Consider the following 19507-nt stretch of genomic DNA (forward strand, 5'->3'; position numbering starts at 1 on the left):
GGGGCAGAAAAGTGCACTACGCCAGTAAATGCTGCGCGTGGAACCGCAGATGGTCCTCCACAAAGCTGGCGATAAAGAAGTAGCTGTGGTCATACCCCGGCTGGATACGCAGCTCCAGCGGGAAGTTTTGCTCGCGCGCCACTGCTTCCAGCCGCTCCGGGCGTAGCTGATCGGCGAGGAACTGATCGCTATCGCCCTGATCGATCAGCACCGGCAGGCGATGTTCAGCGTTCTGCATCAGCAGGCAGCTATCCCACTCGCGCCACGTCTGGCGATCGTCGCCCAGATAGGCGGCAAAGGCTTTCTGTCCCCACGGCACTTCGGTCGGATTGACGATTGGCGCAAACGCGGACGCCGACGCAAAGCGCCCGCCGAGGCGCAGCGCCAGCACCAGCGCGCCGTGGCCGCCCATCGAATGCCCCATTACCGACTGGCGATCGCTCAGCTTGAAGTTATCCGCCACCAGTGCCGGCAGCTCCTCGCTGAGATAATCGAACATGCGATAATGTGCCGCCCACGGTTGCTGCGTGGCGTTGAGATAAAACCCGGCACCCTGGCCCAGATCGTACCCGCTGTCATTGGCCACTGCATCGCCGCGCGGGCTGGTGTCCGGCATAATCAGCACCAGACCGAGTTCGGCCGCCACGCGCTGCGCACCGGCTTTGGTGGTGAAGTTCTCATCGTTGCAGGTCAGCCCGGCGAGAAACCACACCACCGGCGGTGGCGCGTCGTCGCGCGGCGGTGGCAGAAAAATGCTGAACGTCATCGGGCAGTTGAGCACGGCGGACTGATGACGCCAGCGCTGCTGCCAGCCGCCAAAAATACGGTGTTCTTCCAGCAGCTCCAGAGTGGATGCCATGTCGCCTCCTGCTTATTTATTAAAATGCACCACGGAACGGATCGATTTGCCTTCATGCATCAGCTCAAATGCCTCGTTGATCTCTTCCAGCGGCATGGTGTGGGTGATGAAATCATTCAGCGCAAACTTACCGTCGAGGTAATCCTGCACGATGCCCGGCAGCTGAGTACGTCCTTTCACGCCGCCAAACGCCGACCCGCGCCATACGCGACCGGTAACCAGCTGGAACGGCCGGGTAGAAATCTCTTCGCCAGCACCGGCAACGCCGATAATCACTGATTCGCCCCAGCCCTTATGGCAGCACTCCAGCGCGGAACGCATCACGTTGACGTTACCGATACACTCAAACGAGAAGTCCACGCCGCCGTCGGTCATCTCGACGATAACCTCCTGAATTGGCTTAGCAAAATCTTTCGGATTAACCAGGTCGGTTGCGCCCAGTTTGCGCGCCAGGTCAAACTTGCTGGTATTGATATCAATACCGATGATGCGACCGGCCTTCGCCATTTTCGCCCCAATGATCGCCGACAGGCCAATACCGCCGAGGCCGAAAATCGCCACGGTGTCGCCTTCTTTCACTTTGGCGGTATTCATCACCGCGCCCATGCCGGTGGTCACGCCACAGCCGAGCAGGCACACTTCTTCCAGCGGCGCTTCTTTGCTGATTTTCGCCAGGGAGATTTCCGGTACAACGGTGTACTCAGAGAAGGTCGAGGTGCCCATGTAATGGAAGATCGGCTTACCGTCTTTAAAGAAGCGGGTGGTGCCGTCGGGCATCAGCCCTTTGCCCTGCGTGGTGCGGATTGCCTGACACAGGTTGGTTTTGCCGGAGAGACAGAATTTACACTTGCCGCACTCTGGCGTGTACAGCGGGATCACGTGATCGCCGACCGCCACGCTGGTAACGCCTTCGCCCACCGCTTCAACCACGCCGCCACCTTCGTGACCGAGGATCGCCGGGAATACGCCTTCCGGATCTTTACCTGACAGGGTGTAAGCATCGGTATGGCACACGCCGGTGGCCACGATGCGCACCAGCACTTCCCCTTTCTGTGGCGGCATCAGATCCACTTCTTCAATCTTCAGCGGTTCGCCAGCAGCCCAGGCCACGGCCGCGCGGGTTTTAATCATGTTCATGCAATCCCTCTTCCTGTGATGTCGTGATTGGATAAAAAATAACGCTTACTCAGCGGCCTGCAGCGGATGCAGCAGTTCATCGTTGAGCGGGCGGTCATCAAACATTTCAATAATCAGATACTTCAGCGCCTCAACGTTGGGCGTAAAGGCGTCGCGGCGCCACATCAGCCAGGTGGCCGTGTCGCGCCAGGTCGGCGGCAGGCTGTGCTGCTGCACGCGCGCGCGGGCCGGCATCTGCGCCAGCACTGAGGCGGGAATCATCGCCACGCCGCCGCCGCCGGCTACGCAGGCGACCATGGCGTGATAAGACTGAATCTCCATAACGCTGTGCGGTGCGCTCTGGCTGTCGCGATACCAGGACTCCAGCCGGGTGCGGTACGAGCAGCTGTTGCCAAAAGCAAACAGCGTATCGCCCTGCGTATCGCGGGCGCTGTGAATCGGCGCATGTTCGAGGCTGGTGATCAGTACCATCTCTTCACGAAAGGCGATGCAGCCATTCAGATCGTCATGACTGGCCGGACCGTCCACCAGCGCCGCCGCCAGCGTGCCGGCGCGCACTTTATCGATGATATCGCCTGAGGTGCCGGTCACCAGCGACAGCGCGACGTTGGGGAAGCGCTGATGATAGGCGGCCAGCAATCCCGGCAGGCGGGTGGCGGCGGTGCTCTCCATCGAACCGAAGGCAAAGTTACCACCGGGTTCACCGGCGCGCGCCATGTTCAGCGCCTCGTCGCTCAATGCCAGAATGCGCTGCGCATAATTGAGGAAATTGTGGCCCATCGGCGACAAACGAATGCGCTGCTTCTCACGAATAAACAGATCGACGCCGATTTCTTCTTCCAGCTGTCGCAGTCGCGTGGTGAGATTAGACGGCACGCGATGCAGCATTTCGGCGGCGCGCGCCAGTGAGCCGGTTTCGGCCACGGAACAGAACATGCGGAGCTGTACTAAATCCATATTCTCTTCTCGTAAACAACTTGGTTAATATTATTCACTTTTCGTGAGTCTAAACGTCATGCATGCTGCTGACAAGTGATAATCCAATCGATCCGGAGTCAGAATGGCGTGGCGAGTTGCGCTTAGCGCGTTTTTAAGTTTAGTGGTTGCAATGGGGATTGGGCGATTTGCGTTTACCCCGCAGGTGCCACTGATGATTCACGACGGTCAGCTCACGCTCGCCAGCGCCAGCCTGGTCGCGGCGCTGAACTATCTCGGTTATCTGGCCGGATCGTTTGACGCGATGCGCGCGCAGCGGCGCGTGGAGTGGCGGCTGCAGCTGGGCGTCTGGGGTGCCGTCGCGCTGACGTTGCTGTCCGCCTGTATCAGCGGGCCGTGGCTGCATGCGGTGGTGCGCTTCCTGATCGGCGTCGCCAGCGGCTGGGCAATGGTGCTGGTGGCAGCATGGAGCAATGAGCAACTGCTGCATCACGGCCGGCCGGGCCTGTCGGCAGCGGTGTTTGCCGGTCCCGGCACCGGCATCTTCATCAGCGGCATGCTGGCGGTAATGCTGCACGCCAGCGGCGTGAGCGCGGCGTTTGCCTGGGCGGCGTACGGTGTGCTGGCGCTGCTGCTGATTGCCGCGATTGCGCGTTTCCTGCCGCGCAGCGGACAGCTGCATCGCCCGCAACAGGCCGCCGAGCCGCTGCTGCTGACGCGTGACCTGAAGCGCCTGATCCTCAGCTACAGCCTCGCCGGCTTTGGCTATATTCTGCCCGCCACCTTCCTGTCGCAAATGGCGGCGGCGCGCTTCCCTGATAGCGCTTTTGCGCAGTTTGTCTGGCCGGTGTTTGGCGGCGCGGCGGTGATCGGCATCGTGCTGGGGATCGTGACGCGCCACTGGGGTAGCAGCCATCGGCGGCTGGCGCTGGTGCTGTGGGCGCAGGCGCTGGGCGTGATCGCCGCCATCGTACTGCCGGGCATCAACGGTTTGTTGCTGGCGGCTCTGCTGATTGGCGGCGGCTTTCTCTGCGTGGTCCAGCTGTCGCTGCAGTACAGCCGGGAGCTGGCGCCGCACCACGCGCGCTATCTCGCCGGCCTGCTCACGACCGGTTATGCCATCGGACAGCTCGGTGGGCCGCTGCTGTCCTGGATTTCCAGCCTGCTGTGGCACCGGCTCGATCCGGCGCTGTGGGTGGCCGGAGGCGGGTTGCTGCTGGCGGGGGCGCTGGTGATGCGGCGATCGCCCACCTGAAACGCTTTCATCTCCAATCGGATTGATTGCTGGATTAAGCGCGCGTTGTGTTTCACAATACGCGCTCAGAATTTCCCCCGCAGGCGCAGACCTGCGGGCGCATCACCTGCCGGAGAAGAGTACGATGAGCACCTTAAGTCAGGAAGCCGCCCTGGTTCACGAAGCACTGCTGGCGCGTGGCCTGGAAACGCCATTACGCGCCCCGGTGCGCGACATGGACGACGCGTCACGCAAGCGCGAGATCGCCGGCCACATGACCCAGATTATGCAGCTGCTGAATCTGGACCTGGAAGACGACAGCCTGATGGAGACGCCGCACCGCATCGCCAAGATGTACGTCGACGAAATCTTTTCAGGTCTGGATTACGCCAACTTCCCGAAAATCACCGTCATCGAAAACAAGATGAAGGTGGACGAAATGGTCACCGTGCGTGATATCACCCTGACCAGCACCTGTGAACACCACTTCGTGATCATCGACGGCAAAGCCACCGTGGCCTATATCCCTAAAGACAAGGTAATTGGCCTGTCGAAGATCAACCGTATCGTACAGTTCTTCGCCCAGCGTCCGCAGGTGCAGGAGCGTTTAACCCAGCAGGTGCTGGTGGCGCTGCAAACCCTGCTGGGCACCAATAACGTGGCGGTGTCGATCGATGCGGTGCACTACTGCGTGAAAGCGCGCGGCGTCAAAGATGCGACCAGCGCGACCACCACCACTTCACTCGGCGGATTGTTCAAATCGAGCCAGAACACGCGTCAGGAGTTTCTGCGCGCAGTACGCCACAGCTAAGCAGCGCGGGCGGCGTCGTTGTCGCCCGTGTTCCTCTCACCGTCAGGGCACTCGATGCAACGCTATCTCGCGCTGGATTTCATTCGTGGTTGCGCCATTCTCGGCATATTGCTGCTGAATATCGTCGGCTTTGGTCTGCCCTCGGCGGCCTATCTCAATCCGGCCTGGCAGGGTGAAGCCTCCGTTTCTGATGCCTGGACCTGGGCAATCATGGATGGCCTGGCGCAGCTAAAATTCCTGACGCTGTTTGCGCTGCTGTTTGGTGCCGGACTGGCACTGCAGGTGCCGCGCGGCAGCCGCTGGATCTCCTCGCGCTTAACGCTGCTGGTCTTCATCGGGTTCATCCACGCGGTGTTCCTGTGGGAAGGCGACATCCTGCTGGATTATGGCCTGATTGGGTTGATTGTCTGGCGCATGCTGCGTGACGTGCCATCGGAGCGGGCGCTATTACATACCGGCGTGCTGCTCTATCTGGTGGGCTGTGTCGTGCTGCTGGTGTTTGGCGTCATCTCCAGTCCGCAGCCGACGCGCTCATGGCTGCCGGGCGCGGCAGATCTGGAGTATGAGAGCTACTGGAAACTGGTCGGTGGCTGGGAAGCGGTGCAGAATCGCCTCGAACACCTGTCATCCGGCCTGATGGCGCTGGCTTCGCAGTATGGCTGGCAGTTGGCCGGGCTGATGCTAATCGGTGCCGCGCTGATGCGCAGCGGCTGGCTGAGCGGCCAGTTTAGTCTGCAACACTACCGACACGCGGCGGCGCTGTTACTGACCATCGGCTGGCTGATTGCCATACCCGGCGTGCTGGCACAGTGGCTGCTACAGTGGGAATTTCGCTGGAGCGGCTTTTTCCTGCAGGTGCCACGCGATCTCGCCAGTCCGTTTATCAGCCTTGGCTACGCTGCGCTCTGTCTCGGTTACTGGCCGGCCATCGCCGCCACGCGGTTCAGTTACGCCATTCAGTGCGTCGGCCGCATGGCGCTGAGCAATTATCTGCTGCAGACGCTAATCTGCACCACGCTGTTCTACCGCTTCGATCTGTTCCTCAAATTTGACCGCCTGCAGCTACTGGCTTTTGTACCAGCCATCTGGCTGGTCAATATTCTGTTCTCCGTGCTGTGGCTGCGCGTCTTCCCGCAGGGACCGATGGAGTGGCTCTGGCGCCGGCTGACGCAGCTCGCCGCCGGAAAAGCGGATAACGCGTCCGCCGGCAGATAATGATGTTCATCACAAAGGTTGCATAATTGTATGTAACCGTTTTCATCCGTGTGACGTAATTCACGCAGCTGTTTCCGATGCCCTGACAGAATAGCGCCGTTACGCGCCAGTCGCGCATTTTCTCCTCTGTGGAACAACTGCATGATAACGATTCGTGATGTCGCCCGTCAGGCCGGGGTTTCCGTTGCCACCGTGTCGCGGGTGCTCAATAACAGCAGTGCAGTCACCTCTGATACCCGCGAAGCCGTGCTGCAGGCGGTTGAATCGCTCGGCTACCGGCCGAATGCCAACGCGCAGGCGCTGGCTACCCAGGTGAGCGATACCATCGGCGTGGTGGTCATGGACGTTTCCGATCCCTTCTTTGGTGCGCTGGTTAAAGCGGTGGATACCGTGGCGCAGCGCATGCACAAGCATGTGCTCATCAGCAATTCGTGGCATCAGGAAGAGAAAGAACGTCATGCCATTGAGGTGCTGATCCGCCAGCGCTGCAACGCGCTGGTGGTGCACGCGAAAACGCTTACAGACGCGGAACTGGCGCAGTTTATGGATCAGGTTCCCGGTATGGTACTGATTAATCGTACTATTCCCGGTTACGAGCACCGCTGCGTCTGCCTCGACAATGTTACCGGGGCGCAGGTAGCGACGCGCATGCTGTTACAGCAGGGCCATCAGCGCATTGGTTACCTCAGCTCCAGCCATCCGATTGAGGACGTGGCTCAGCGCCGCGACGGCTGGCTGCAGGCACTGGCGGAGCAGGGCATCCGCCCGCCGGAGGGCTGGATTGCGCATGCCGAACCGGACATGCAGGGCGGTGAAGCCGCGATGGTGGAGCTGCTGGGGCGTAATCTGCACCTCACTGCGGTGTTCTCCTATAACGATGGCATGGCGGCCGGTGCACTCACCGCGCTGAAAGATAATGGTATTCAGGTACCGCAGCATTTCTCTGTCATCGGCTTCGATGACATTCCCATTTCCCGTTACACCGACCCGCAATTGACCACAGTGCGCTATCCCATTGTTTCTATGGCGAAACTGGCGACTGAGCTGGCCCTGCAGGGCGCAGCAGGCACGCTCGATCCGCACGCCGCGCACTGCTTCATGCCTACGCTGGTGCGGCGCCATTCGGTGGCGCAGCGGCAAATTGTGGAGTCGGTCACTAATTCAGGCGATAGCGCCGTGTAACCGTTTCCAATCTGTGATTGTATTCACAGTTAATTAACATGGCGCTCACTATGATGGCAGCGTCTTACCGGACTGAAACATTATGTAACGCCGGGCTTTCCTTCCCCGGTCTGGTTTCAGTAGCCGATTGAAATGGTTCACAACACACTTCAGGAAGCGTTTACCTACAGGGAAGTCAGGATAGCGATGGTGGTCCGGCTTGGTAGCAGCGCCTGCCCCATAAAAAATAGCGTTTCAACCGACTGCGCTGTCTGCCCGCAGGCAATACGGCGCGATGAAATACCCTGCATAAAAAAACCGGAGATACCATGAATAAGAAGGTTTTCACGCTCACAGCACTGGTTGCCAGCATGATGTTTGGTGCAACTGCGCACGCCGCCGATACCCGCATTGGCGTGACAATTTATAAATATGACGACAACTTCATGTCGATGGTGCGCAAAGACATCGAAAAAGAGGCGAAAGCCGTTGGCGGCATTCAGCTGCTGATGAACGACTCACAGAACGACCAATCCAAACAGAACGACCAGATTGACGTGCTGATGGCGAAAGGCGTGAAAGCGCTGGCCATCAACCTGGTGGATCCGGCTGCTGCGGCAGTGGTGATCGACAAAGCGCGCGCGAACGACGTGCCGGTGGTGTTCTTCAACAAAGAGCCTAACGCGAAAGTGCTGGCCAGCTACGACAAAGCTTACTATGTCGGTACCGACTCCAAAGAGTCCGGCATCAAGCAGGGTGAGCTGATCGAGAAACACTGGAAAGCCACGCCAGCCTGGGATCTGAACAAAGACGGTCAGATTCAGTTCGTGCTGCTGAAAGGTGAACCGGGCCATCCGGACGCTGAAGCGCGTACCAAATACGTTATCGAAACCCTGAACAAAGACGGCATCAAAACCCAGCAGCTGGCGATGGATACCGCAATGTGGGATACCGCGCAGGCGAAAGACAAAGTGGATGCCTGGCTGTCTGGCCCGAACGCCAACAAAATTGAAGTGATCATCGCGAACAACGATGCGATGGCGATGGGTGCGGTTGAAGCGCTGAAGGCGCACAACAAAACCAGCATTCCGGTATTTGGTGTTGACGCCCTGCCAGAAGCGCTGGCGCTGGTGAAATCCGGTGCGATGGCCGGTACCGTGCTGAACGATGCGGAAAACCAGGCGAAAGCCACGCTGGACATTGCTAACAACCTGGCCAATGGCAAAGAGCCAACCGCAGGTACCAACTTCAAGATGGATGGCAAAGTAGTGCGTGTACCGTACGTACCGGTTGATAAAGAAAACCTGTCGCAGTTTGTGAAGTAATTCGTCCCGGGCGCGGCTTTTCTGCCGCGCCTTATTGCATCTGACCAACGCTTTTTTTAGCCAGGTAAATTATGGCCAGTGAGAATCCGACCACACAGCGAGAATATCTGCTGGAGATGACGAATGTCTCGAAATCATTTCCAGGGGTGAAAGCCTTAGATAATGTGAATTTAAAAGTGCGGCCGCACTCCGTCCATGCCTTAATGGGTGAAAACGGCGCCGGTAAATCCACTTTATTAAAATGCCTGTTTGGGATTTATAAAAAGGATACGGGGAGCATCCTGTTTCAGGGTGAGGAAATAGATTACAAATCCTCCAAAGAGGCGCTGGAAAATGGCGTTTCAATGGTGCATCAGGAATTAAATCTGGTGCTGCAGCGCAACGTGATGGACAACATGTGGCTGGGGCGCTATCCGCGCAAAGGTCCGTTTGTCGATCAGGATAAAATGTATCGTGATACCAAAGCGATCTTTGATGAATTAGATATTGATATCGATCCGCGCGATAAAGTCGCGACGCTTTCGGTATCACAAATGCAGATGATTGAAATCGCCAAGGCGTTTTCCTATGACGCGAAAATCGTCATTATGGATGAACCCACGTCATCGCTGACCGAAAAAGAAGTTAACCACCTGTTCACCATTATCCGTAAGCTGAAAGATCGCGGCTGCGGTATTGTTTATATTTCGCATAAAATGGAAGAGATTTTCCAGCTGTGCGATGAGATCACCATTCTGCGTGACGGCCAGTGGATTGCCACTCAGCCGCTGGAAGGGCTGGACATGGACAAGATCATCGCCATGATGGTCGGCCGTTCACTCAACCAGCGCTTCCCGGACAAAACTAACGTGCCGGGTGAAGTGATTCTGGAGGTGCGCAATCTGACCTCGCTGCGCCAGCCATCAATTCGTGATATCTCGTTTGACCTGCACAAAGGCGAGATTCTCGGGATTGCCGGCCTGGTGGGCGCCAAGCGTACTGACATTGTGGAAACCTTATTTGGTATCCGTGAGAAGTCGGGCGGCACCATTAAACTGCACGGTAAAGCGATTAATAACCACAGCGCCAACGAAGCCATCAACCATGGTTTTGCGCTGGTAACGGAAGAGCGGCGTTCCACCGGGATTTATGCCTACCTGGATATTGGTTTTAACTCGCTCATTTCTAATATCAAGAAATATAAATCCAGTATGGGTCTGCTGGATAATAAACGCATGAAAAGCGATACCCAGTGGGTCATTGATGCCATGCGGGTGAAAACGCCCGGCCATCATACCCAAATTGGATCGCTCTCCGGCGGTAACCAGCAAAAAGTCATTATTGGTCGCTGGTTATTGACGCAGCCGGAAATACTGATGCTTGATGAACCGACGCGCGGTATTGACGTTGGCGCTAAATTCGAGATTTATCAGCTGATCTCGGAGCTGGCGAAAAAAGAAAAGGGCATCATTATTATCTCTTCTGAAATGCCAGAGCTGCTGGGCATTACCGACCGTATTTTGGTAATGAGTAATGGTCAGGTAGCGGGCATTGTCGATACTAAAACGACCTCGCAGAATGAAATCCTGCGTTTAGCGTCATTACACCTTTAATGAAGCAAGGGCTTTAACATGAAAGCGACTACTAAAAAGAATGCGCTAACCTGGTTAAAAGAGGGCGGCATTTATGTTGTCCTGTTGGTGCTGCTGGCGATTATTATTTTCCAGGATCCGACCTTTTTAAGCCTGATGAACCTGAGTAACATTCTGACTCAGTCATCGGTCCGTATTATTATCGCCCTCGGCGTAGCCGGTCTGATCGTGACCCAGGGCACTGACCTGTCGGCGGGTCGCCAGGTGGGTCTGGCGGCGGTGGTGGCAGCAACGCTGCTGCAGTCGATGGATAACGCCAATAAGGTGTTCCCGCATCTGGAAACCGTGCCGATTCCGCTGGTGATTTTGACCGTGTGCATCATCGGTGGCGTGATTGGTCTGGTTAACGGCGTGATCATCGCTTACCTGAAGGTGACGCCGTTTATCACCACGCTGGGCACCATGATCATCGTTTACGGCATCAACTCGCTGTACTACGACTTCGTGGGCGCTTCACCGATTGCCGGTTTTGACGCTGGCTTCTCGAAGTTTGCCCAGGGCTTCCTGCGCTTCGGCGACTTCAAGCTGTCGTTCATCACCTTCTATGCGATTATCGCCATCGTGTTCGTCTGGATCCTGTGGAACAAAACCCGCTTCGGCAAAAACATCTTTGCTATCGGCGGTAACCCGGAAGCGGCGAAAGTCTCTGGCGTTAACGTTCCGCTTAACCTGATCCTGGTGTATGCGCTGTCCGGCGTGTTCTATGCCTTCGGCGGGATGCTGGAAGCGGGCCGTATCGGCAGCGCCACTAACAACCTCGGCTTTATGTATGAGCTGGATGCGATTGCGGCCTGCGTGGTGGGCGGCGTGTCGTTCGCTGGCGGGGTAGGTACCGTCGCGGGTGTGGTGACCGGTGTGATCATCTTCACCGTCATCAACTACGGTCTGACTTACATCGGCGTGAACCCGTACTGGCAGTACATCATCAAGGGCGGCATCATCATCTTCGCCGTGGCGCTTGATTCACTGAAATACGCGCGCAAGAAATAGCAGAGAACAAGGCCACCCATCAGGGCTGCGGCAACGCGGCCCTTTTTGTTTTTATTGCACAATAAGGATAGCGGTGAGAACTGCAGGGGATGGCCGGTATTTTGTAGGGTGCGCATTGATGCGCACCGGCAGCATCGCCGCGATCCTGCTTAACTCACCAACGTCAGATCCGGCTGCTGGCCTCTCGCCGATTATTTCCGCAGCTTCTCTTCCAGCTCGAGCAACTGTTCCGGTGTGACCGCCGGGTAGCTCTGCGCATCTTCCGGCACTTCATGCACCGCCGGAATCGGCACCAGCGGGCCAAGGAAACGCGGCTCGCGCTTCATCAGATAGAGATCCGCCAGCGCACCGAGACGCGCACCCACCTCGCGGAACCGCACCGACAGCATATTCTTGGGCGACGGCACGGCGTAGCACTGCGCCTGAATACCAAGGTGCTGGGCGATATACAGTGCGCGTTCACAGTGGAAGCGCTGGGTAATGATGATGAAGTCGTTGGTGTCGAAGACTTTGCGCGTGCGCACAATCGAGTCCAGCGTACGGAAACCGGCATAATCCAGCACGATGTCCGAGGGATCGACGCCGGCTTTGATTAAATCACGTCGCATGGTCATCGGCTCGTTGTAGCTCTGCAGCGCATTATCGCCGCTCAGCAGCAGATAATTCACCTTGCCGCTGTTGTAAGCGTTGAGCGCGCCCTGAATGCGATACAGGTAATACTGATTGATGACGCCGGTGCGGTAATACTTGGCGGTGCCCAACACCACGCCGACCTGGCGATGCGGCAGCGAAGCGACATCTTCATAAATAAACGGCGCGGTTCGCCAGCTAATCCAGCGATCGAGGCCGAGCGCGGTCGCCATCACCAGTAAGATGATGATAAACAGACCAAAGAAAACGCGTTTAAGTATGCGCACGGGCACTCGGTTGACGAAAATTCAGATGGGTCAAGGCTACTTGAGGCGGCACGGCTAAGCAAGTTCGCGCCGGTCGGCTGGCGTTTTTTTAAGCGCTGCCGCACCTGAAGCGTGCGGCAGCTTCGGTCTGCAATTAAATCGAGGTACGGCGGTAGTGACGATACTGCGGCAGCCAGAAGTTGTTGTTGATGGCTTTCGACAGCACGTCCTCGGAGGTGACCACCGCCACGCCCGCCAGCTGCGCCGCTTTGCCCACTTCCATGGCGATCACTTTGGAGACGCCCTGGATGTCCTTAATCTCTGGCAGCACCGGACCTTCACCGTCGTTAACCAGCGGTGAGCAGTCAGCCAGCGCGCGGCTGGCGGTCATCAGCATCGAATCCGTTACGCGGGTAGCCCCGGCAGCGATCACGCCGAGACCGATACCCGGGAAGATATAGGAGTTGTTGCACTGGGCAATCGGGTAGGTTTTGCCTTTCCAGGTGACCGGTGCAAACGGGCTGCCGGTGGCGACCAGCGCGTCACCGTCGGTCCAGGCGATGATATCTGCTGGCGTTGCTTCCACGCGTGAGGTCGGGTTCGAGAGCGGCATCACGATCGGGCGTTTGCAGTGCTTGTGCATCTCGCGAATGATCTCTTCGGTGAACAGTCCCGGCTGGCCGGATACGCCGATCAGGATATCCGGCCGGGCATTGCGCACCACGTCGAGCAGTGAAATCGAATCGCTGGTAACGTCCCAGTCTTTCAGATTGTCGCTCTTCTGCACCAGCTTGCTCTGGAAATCGAGCAGGTTAGGCAATTTGTCTGTGAGCAGGCCGAAACGGTCTACCATCATCACGCGCGCGCGCGCTTCATCATCGCTCAGGCCTTCGGATTTCATCTGTGCGACGATCTGCTCGGCGATACCGCAGCCGGCGGAACCGGCACCGAGGAACACCACTTTCTGCTCGCACAGACGGCTGCCTGCGGCGCGGCTGGCGGCGATCAGCGTGCCCACCGTGACAGCGGCCGTGCCCTGAATATCGTCATTGAAGCAGCAGATCTCATCGCGGTAACGCTCCAGCAGCGGCATGGCGTTTTTCTGCGCGAAATCTTCAAACTGCAGCAGCACGTTTGGCCAGCGGCGCTTCACCGCCTGAATGAATTCATCAACGAAGGCTTCATACTCTTCGCCGGTGATGCGCGGATGGCGCCAGCCCATGTAGAGCGGATCGTTCAGCAGTTGCTGATTATTGGTGCCGACATCCAGCACCACCGGCAGGGTGTAGGCCGGGCTGATGCCGCCGCACGCGGTGTACAGCGACAGCTTACCGATAGGAATGCCCATGCCGCCGATGCCCAGGTCGCCGAGGCCGAGAATACGCTCGCCGTCGGTGACCACGATAACTTTGACATTCTGCTTGGTGGCGTTTTGCAGCATGTCTTCAATGCGGTCGCGGTTGTTATAGGAGATAAACACCCCGCGCGCGCGACGGTAGATTTCTGAGAAGTGTTCGCAGGCCGCGCCAACCGTTGGGGTGTAGATGATCGGCATCATCTCTTCCAGGTGGTTGTCCAGCAGGCGATAGAATAGCGTTTCGTTGGTGTCCTGGATGTTGCGCAGGTAGACGTGCTTGTCGTTATTGTTTTTGAAGTCCAGGAACTGACGCCAGGCGCGCTCGGCCTGCTCTTCGATGGTTTCTACGGCGTCTGGCAGCAGGCCATTGAGGTTAAATTCGTTACGTTCTTCCAGCGAGAAGGCGCTGCCTTTGTTCAACAGCGGAAATTCCAGCAGGATCGGACCCGCGTAAGGAATATACAGCGGACGTTTACTTTCGTACTCGAGTTCCATGCAGTGTTTGCTCCGGTTGCAGTGTTTTCTGACGTGTCGCCAGCAAGAAGGTAACGCCAGACCCGTTTATTGTGAAGTTCTGGCGCCCGATCCTATGAAAATTCCTGCAGATGTACAGCTTTTGTTAATAGAAGGTCACAAAAGCGGTAAAAGGATCACTAAACTGTTGGTTTCGAAACTAAAGTAACTGAGAAATTGCTGCAGCCGAGCGCGGCGAGGGTGGTGCGCGTGGCATCAAACTGGCTCAGCGTGGCGTCGGCGCTTTCTGCCAGCACTGCCTGCTGAATCTCCTCCAGCGCTTCGTTGTGCATATTCATCAGAATCAACGCGGCCTGTAATGGCGGCAGGCTCGGGTTGAAAGCGGCATTTTCGGCATAGCGCCCGGGGTAAATCTGGCCGCTGCGGCTCTGCAACGCCACGCCGCTATAACTCTGGCTGTAAGGTGCATGGCTGCGGCTGGCGGCATCAATCGCGGCCTGCTGCAGCGCATCGCCCTGCGGCAGGAAACCGTGGTCGACCGGCGTCAGCAGCCGTTCACTGATATTGAGATCGGCCGGGCCAAAGGCATCGGGTAAATAGTCGGCCAGCGTGCTGACCGCGCGGCCCGGCAGGCTGATGCGAATCGCCGTACCGCTATTGAGTTCATTCATAAACTGGCGGCAGTGTCCGCACGGCGTGTAGTTGACGGTAATAGTCGCCAGCTGCGCTTCGCCCCGCAGCCAGGCATGCGTGACTGCGCTCTGCTCGGCGTGGACCGTTTGCTGCAATGGCGCATGTAAAAACTCCATGTTGGCACCGAAGTACCAGTGGCCACTGATGCCGCGCGCAATAGCGCCCACGTTAAAGTGCGAAACCGGTGCCACGGCACAACAGGCGGCAATCGGCAGCAGTGCGAGTGCCAGCGCATCATCATCCAGACCGGTTGCCTGTTGCAGCTGAGTCACCTCCTGCGGTCGCAGCACGCCGTGAAAATCAGCGGCGTCCAGCAGCGGCTGAAGCGCGCTCTGCAGCGTAGCGGGCAGGGCAGAGAAAGCGGAAGTGAATCGTGCATGCATGATGTTATGGCCTCATTAACTCGTCAGCGGCGAAGCGCCGCCTCAAGGTTTATATGTGATCCATGTCGCTATGACAATGCAAGCTGATTGGCTTGTTTCAACTTTGCGAGATCTCTCGCAAGTTTTACCCCAGTAAGCGCATCAGCAAAGGAAAAATGAAAGGCGCCAGTAACGAGGTGATGATGCCGCAGATTACCAGCGCCAGTGAGCTGAAGGCGCCTTCCTGATAGTCAATCTCCGCGGCGCGCGCGGTGCCGAGCGCATGTGACGCGTTGCCAATCGCCAGCCCGCGTGAGGACTTGCTGCGCACTTTAAACAGATTCAGCAGCATGTGACCAAACACCGCGCCCAGCACGCCAGCAATCAATACACAAATGGCGCTGATGGCGGGAATACCGTGTAGCGAGCTCGACACTGCCATGGCGATGGGCGTGGTCACCGACTTCGGCAGGATGGTGGCTGCGATTTCCGGAGTCGCCCCCATCCACAGCGCGATCGCCGTGCCGGACACCATGGCGGTAATGCTGCCGATAAAGCAGACGCTGATAATGGTTTTCCAGCGCGCGCGAATCTGGTGCATCTGCTCATACAGCGGCAGCGCCAGCGCCACCACGGCGGGCTGCAGCAGCTGATTAAGCAGCGCGCTGCCAGCGAAATAGCGCGCGTAGGGCAGGTGCGTCAGCAGCAGCAGTGGAATAATGATCGCCATGGCCACCAGCAGTGGATTGACAATGGAGAGGTTAATTCTGGCTGCCAGACGGCGTGCCAGCAGATACGCCACCACGGTAAGCGGCAGTGACCACCAGGCGTCACTCATGGCCGGACTCCTTCGGACGCTGCAGGCGCTCGGCGCTCAGGCCGACAATCAGTAATACCAGCAGGGTGCTGACCATGCAGGAGACGACAATCGGGCCAAACTGTGCGCTGAGGATATCGGTGTAGCCCATCACGCCAACGCTGATCGGCACAAACAGCAGCGCCATGTAGCGGATCAACAGCTGACAGCCGGGTTTCACCCACGTTACCGGGATAATCTGCAGCGCCAGCAGGGCAAACAGTAACAGCATGCCAAGGATGCTGCCGGGAATGGTAAATGGCAGCAGGGCGGCAAGGCCGTTGCCGGCATACAGCGCGGCATAGACAATGGCAAAGGCGCGCAGATAGCGCCAGCAGGCAGATAGCACGGTGGGCATGTCAGGCTCCTGTTTTCGTGGCGCTTCATCATACGCATTAAGCGCTTAGCGTGCTAGCGATCACACTGGAATGCAGATTCAGGATTTCAACACCTCTGCTTTGAAGCTGAGTAAAGCGGCGTAAGCTGGTTGCCAGAGCGAAGGAGCAGCGATGAACCACACCGTGCAACCGCAGCGCGCGCTGCGAAAGGCGATGCCGCAAGCGGAGCAAAAACTATGGCGCTATTTACGCAACCGAAATGTGTGTGGCGCGAAGTTTCGCCGCCAGCATCCAGTAGGAGGGTACATCGTTGATTTTGCCTGCGTTGAGCAATCGCTGATCGTGGAAATAGATGGCGGACAGCACAATATGCCTGAAGAGCAGGCTTACGATGCCCGGCGCACGGCGTATTTACGGTGCTGCGGCTGGCGCGTTATTCGCTTCTGGAATCATCAGGTGTTTAATGAGTTCGAGGCGGTGATGACGGAGATCTATCGCTGTCTGATGCTGGCGCGATGAGCGCGGTGCGGTTTTCCCCTCACCCCAGCCCTCTCCCGCAGGCGGGAGAGGGGGTAGCCTTGTGCGGGGTTTTGCTATGTGCAGGTCTGGCTCTGAACCCAACCCCCGCACTCAGCGGTTCCCTCTCCCGCAGGCGGGAGAGGGTTAGGGTGAGGGCCAGCGCGCACCAACCCTTACTTCACCGGCATACCCGGCTGGGCACCGCTATCCACTGACAGCACAAAGCTGCGCTTCTGGAATCATCAGGTGTTTAATGAATTTGAGGCAGTGATGGCGGAGATTTATCGCTGTCTGATGTTAGCGCGATAAGCGCGGTGCGGTTTTCCCCTCACCCCAGCCCTCTCCCGCAGGCGGGAGAGGGGGAGTCTTGTGCGGTGTTTTGCTATGTGCAGGTTTGATACATGGGTAACAACGTGCGCTGTTCGGCCCTTTCAATGCGGGAGAATGAGTCAAGCGAACGAGGTGCAGGCCTGGCTCTGAACCCAGACCCCGCACTCAGCGGTTCCCTCTCCCGTAAGCGGGAGAGGAGGTAGACTTGTGCGGTGTTTTGCTATGTAAAGGCCTGGCTCTGAACCCAAACCCCGCACTTAACGGTTCCCTCTCCCGTAAGCGGGAGAGGGTTAGGGTGAGGGCCAGCGCGCACTGACCTTTACTTCACCGGCATACCCGGCTGGGCACCGCTATCCACTGACAGCACAAACAGGTCTTTGCCGCCAGGGCCGGCAGACAGCACCATGCCTTCGGACACGCCGAAACGCATTTTGCGCGGCGCCAGGTTGGCGACGATGATGGTCATCTTGCCCACCAGCACCGACGGATCCGGATAAGCGGCGCGAATGCCGGAGAAAATCTGGCGCTTCTCGCCACCCAGATCCAGCTGCAGACGCAGTAGCTTATCGGAGCCTTCTACCAGCTCAGCCTGCTCGATCAGCGCCACGCGCATGTCGACTTTGGCGAAGTCATCAATGGTGATGGTCTCGCCAATCGGTGCATCGGCCAGTGGACCGCTTGCCGCTGGCTGGTTCGCCGCCGCTGCGTCCTCTTTCGAAGCCGCAATCAGCGCCTCCACTTTTGCCATCTCAATACGACCATACAGCGCTTTAAACGGCGCTACGCTGTGGTTGAGCAGCGGCTGCGCAATGCCATCCCAGTTCAGTTCGCTTTGCAGGAAGGCTTCTGTGCGCTCGCTCAGCGACGGCAGCACCGGCTTCAGCCAGGTCATCAGCACGCGGAACAGGTTGATACCCATAGAGCAAATCGCCTGCAGGTCGGCATCGCGGCCTTCCTGTTTCGCCACCACCCACGGTGCCTGCTCGTCAACGTAGCGGTTGGCCAGGTCGGCCAGCGCCATGATCTCGCGGATCGCACGGTTGTATTCGCGGCTGGCCCAGGCTTCACCAATCTTCTCTGACGCATCAACAAAGGTCTGATACAGCGCCGGATCCGCCAGTTCGCTTGCCAGCTGGCCGTTAAAGCGTTTGGTGATAAAGCCGGCGTTGCGTGAGGCGAGGTTCACCACTTTATTAACGATGTCAGCGTTCACGCGCTGGACGAAATCTTCCAGATTAAGGTCAATATCGTCGATGCGCGAAGAGAGCTTGGCCGCGTAGTAGTAGCGCAGGCTGTCGGCATCAAGATGCTGCAGCCAGGTGCTGGCTTTGATGAAGGTGCCACGCGATTTCGACATCTTCGCGCCGTTCACCGTGACATAACCATGCACAAACAGGTTGGTCGGCTTGCGGAAATTGCTGCCTTCCAGCATCGCTGGCCAGAACAGGCTGTGGAAATAGACGATGTCTTTGCCGATGAAGTGATACAGCTCGGTGCTTGAATCTTTCTTCCAGAACTCGTCGAAATCGATGTCGCCGCGTTTGTCGCACAGGTTCTTAAACGATCCCATGTAGCCGATTGGCGCATCCAGCCAGACGTAAAAATATTTGCCCGGCGCGCCAGGGATTTCGAAGCCGAAGTACGGCGCATCGCGGGAGATATCCCACTGTTGCAGACCGGCTTCAAACCACTCCTGCATCTTGTTTGCAACCTGCTCCTGCAGCGCACCGGAGCGCGTCCACGCCTGCAGCATCGCGCTGAAGGATGGCAGATCGAAGAAGAAGTGTTCAGAATCGCGCATCACCGGCGTCGCACCTGACACCACCGATTTCGGCTCAATCAGCTCGGTCGGGCTGTAGGTCGCGCCGCACACTTCGCAGTTATCGCCGTACTGATCGGGCGATTTACATTTCGGACAGGTGCCTTTGACGAAGCGGTCAGGCAGGAACATGCCTTTTTCCGGATCGTACAGCTGCGAAATGGTGCGGTTTTTAATGAAACCGTTCTCTTTCAGGCGCGTGTAAATCAGCTCAGACAGCTGGCGGTTTTCGTCGCCGTGCGTGGAGTGATAATTGTCATAGCTGATGTTGAAACCTGCGAAATCGGTCTCATGCTCCTGCTTCATTTCCGCAATCATCTGCTCCGGCGCGATACCCAGCTGCTGGGCTTTCAGCATGATCGGCGTGCCGTGGGCGTCGTCCGCACAGATGAAGAACACCTGATTGCCACGCATTCGCTGGTAACGGACCCACACGTCAGCCTGAATGTGTTCAAGCATGTGACCTAAGTGGATAGAGCCGTTTGCGTACGGCAGGGCGCACGTTACCAGTAGTTTTTTAGCGACTTGAGTCATAATTTGCGTAGCATTCCGTGAATAAAAAAT

The 19507-nt window shown here is 57.7% G+C and carries 17 protein-coding genes; 8 read left to right on the plus strand and 9 right to left on the minus strand.

What is annotated here, in order from left to right; translation table 11 throughout:
* Nucleotides 1–16 precede the first annotated feature (16 nt).
* From fghA to C1Y42_RS06980, 3 genes are read right to left on the minus strand one after another with little or no spacing between them, the layout of a single operon-like run.
* Nucleotides 17–859: an S-formylglutathione hydrolase gene (fghA, locus tag C1Y42_RS06970; RefSeq protein WP_021509275.1), complete on the minus strand. Its 843-nt coding sequence runs from the start codon at nucleotides 857–859 to the stop codon at nucleotides 17–19.
* A 12-nt stretch (nucleotides 860–871) separates the two neighbouring features.
* On the minus strand, nucleotides 872–1996 hold the full coding sequence (locus tag C1Y42_RS06975; protein ID WP_021509276.1) for an S-(hydroxymethyl)glutathione dehydrogenase/class III alcohol dehydrogenase: 1125 nt from the start codon (nucleotides 1994–1996) through the stop codon (nucleotides 872–874).
* 45 nt (nucleotides 1997–2041) lie between these two features.
* Nucleotides 2042–2953, minus strand: coding sequence for a LysR family transcriptional regulator (locus tag C1Y42_RS06980; RefSeq protein ID WP_058757258.1), 912 nt, complete (start codon nucleotides 2951–2953; stop codon nucleotides 2042–2044).
* Nucleotides 2954–3056: 103 nt separating this feature from the next.
* On the opposite strand from C1Y42_RS06980, the gene C1Y42_RS06985 reads away from it, so the two are divergent.
* The 7 genes from C1Y42_RS06985 (at nucleotide 3057) to mglC (ending at nucleotide 11299) form a co-directional block, all read left to right on the plus strand.
* Entirely contained in the window at nucleotides 3057–4187 is a 1131-nt protein-coding gene (locus C1Y42_RS06985; RefSeq protein ID WP_104093090.1) for a YbfB/YjiJ family MFS transporter, read from the plus strand.
* A 124-nt stretch (nucleotides 4188–4311) separates the two neighbouring features.
* A complete protein-coding gene (gene folE, locus C1Y42_RS06990; protein WP_021509279.1) occupies nucleotides 4312–4977 on the plus strand; it encodes a GTP cyclohydrolase I FolE in 666 nt (221 codons plus the stop codon).
* A gap of 54 nt (nucleotides 4978–5031) precedes the next feature.
* Nucleotides 5032–6192, plus strand: coding sequence for a DUF418 domain-containing protein YeiB (gene yeiB, locus C1Y42_RS06995; RefSeq protein ID WP_104093091.1), 1161 nt, complete (start codon nucleotides 5032–5034; stop codon nucleotides 6190–6192).
* Between the two features lie 141 nt (nucleotides 6193–6333).
* Nucleotides 6334–7374: an HTH-type transcriptional regulator GalS gene (gene galS / locus C1Y42_RS07000; RefSeq protein ID WP_058757261.1), complete on the plus strand. Its 1041-nt coding sequence runs from the start codon at nucleotides 6334–6336 to the stop codon at nucleotides 7372–7374.
* A 308-nt stretch (nucleotides 7375–7682) separates the two neighbouring features.
* A complete protein-coding gene (gene mglB, locus C1Y42_RS07005) occupies nucleotides 7683–8678 on the plus strand; it encodes a galactose/glucose ABC transporter substrate-binding protein MglB (protein ID WP_059009180.1) in 996 nt (331 codons plus the stop codon).
* Nucleotides 8679–8749: 71 nt separating this feature from the next.
* Nucleotides 8750–10270, plus strand: a complete 1521-nt coding sequence (mglA, locus tag C1Y42_RS07010; RefSeq protein WP_021509283.1) for a galactose/methyl galactoside ABC transporter ATP-binding protein MglA — start codon at nucleotides 8750–8752, stop codon at nucleotides 10268–10270.
* Nucleotides 10271–10288: 18 nt separating this feature from the next.
* Complete coding sequence (gene mglC / locus C1Y42_RS07015; RefSeq protein WP_021509284.1) at nucleotides 10289–11299, plus strand: galactose/methyl galactoside ABC transporter permease MglC; 1011 nt, start codon at nucleotides 10289–10291, stop codon at nucleotides 11297–11299.
* 191 nt (nucleotides 11300–11490) lie between these two features.
* Here the strand turns inward: mglC and sanA are convergent, their stop codons facing one another.
* The 5 genes from sanA to C1Y42_RS07040 form a co-directional block, all read right to left on the minus strand.
* Complete coding sequence (gene sanA, locus C1Y42_RS07020) at nucleotides 11491–12210, minus strand: outer membrane permeability protein SanA (protein ID WP_104093252.1); 720 nt, start codon at nucleotides 12208–12210, stop codon at nucleotides 11491–11493.
* A 139-nt stretch (nucleotides 12211–12349) separates the two neighbouring features.
* On the minus strand, nucleotides 12350–14047 hold the full coding sequence (locus tag C1Y42_RS07025; RefSeq protein ID WP_021509286.1) for an NAD-dependent malic enzyme: 1698 nt from the start codon (nucleotides 14045–14047) through the stop codon (nucleotides 12350–12352).
* 158 nt (nucleotides 14048–14205) lie between these two features.
* Nucleotides 14206–15102: a cytidine deaminase gene (gene cdd / locus C1Y42_RS07030; protein ID WP_058769940.1), complete on the minus strand. Its 897-nt coding sequence runs from the start codon at nucleotides 15100–15102 to the stop codon at nucleotides 14206–14208.
* 124 nt (nucleotides 15103–15226) lie between these two features.
* Complete coding sequence (locus C1Y42_RS07035; protein WP_104093092.1) at nucleotides 15227–15919, minus strand: CidB/LrgB family autolysis modulator; 693 nt, start codon at nucleotides 15917–15919, stop codon at nucleotides 15227–15229.
* Nucleotides 15912–16295, minus strand: a complete 384-nt coding sequence (locus C1Y42_RS07040) for a CidA/LrgA family protein (RefSeq protein ID WP_021509289.1) — start codon at nucleotides 16293–16295, stop codon at nucleotides 15912–15914. Before C1Y42_RS07040 ends, C1Y42_RS07035 begins: the two co-directional genes overlap by 8 nt.
* A gap of 151 nt (nucleotides 16296–16446) precedes the next feature.
* On the opposite strand from C1Y42_RS07040, the gene C1Y42_RS07045 reads away from it, so the two are divergent.
* A complete protein-coding gene (locus tag C1Y42_RS07045) occupies nucleotides 16447–16794 on the plus strand; it encodes an endonuclease domain-containing protein (protein ID WP_104093093.1) in 348 nt (115 codons plus the stop codon).
* Between the two features lie 649 nt (nucleotides 16795–17443).
* Here the strand turns inward: C1Y42_RS07045 and metG are convergent.
* Nucleotides 17444–19477 (minus strand): methionine--tRNA ligase, encoded by a 2034-nt coding sequence (metG, locus tag C1Y42_RS07055; protein WP_104093094.1) that lies wholly within the window; start codon nucleotides 19475–19477, stop codon nucleotides 17444–17446.
* Between the last annotated feature and the right edge of the window lie 30 nt (nucleotides 19478–19507).

The organism is Pantoea sp. ICBG 985, from assembly GCF_002928365.1.
Classification (GTDB): domain Bacteria; phylum Pseudomonadota; class Gammaproteobacteria; order Enterobacterales; family Enterobacteriaceae; genus Pantoea; species Pantoea dispersa.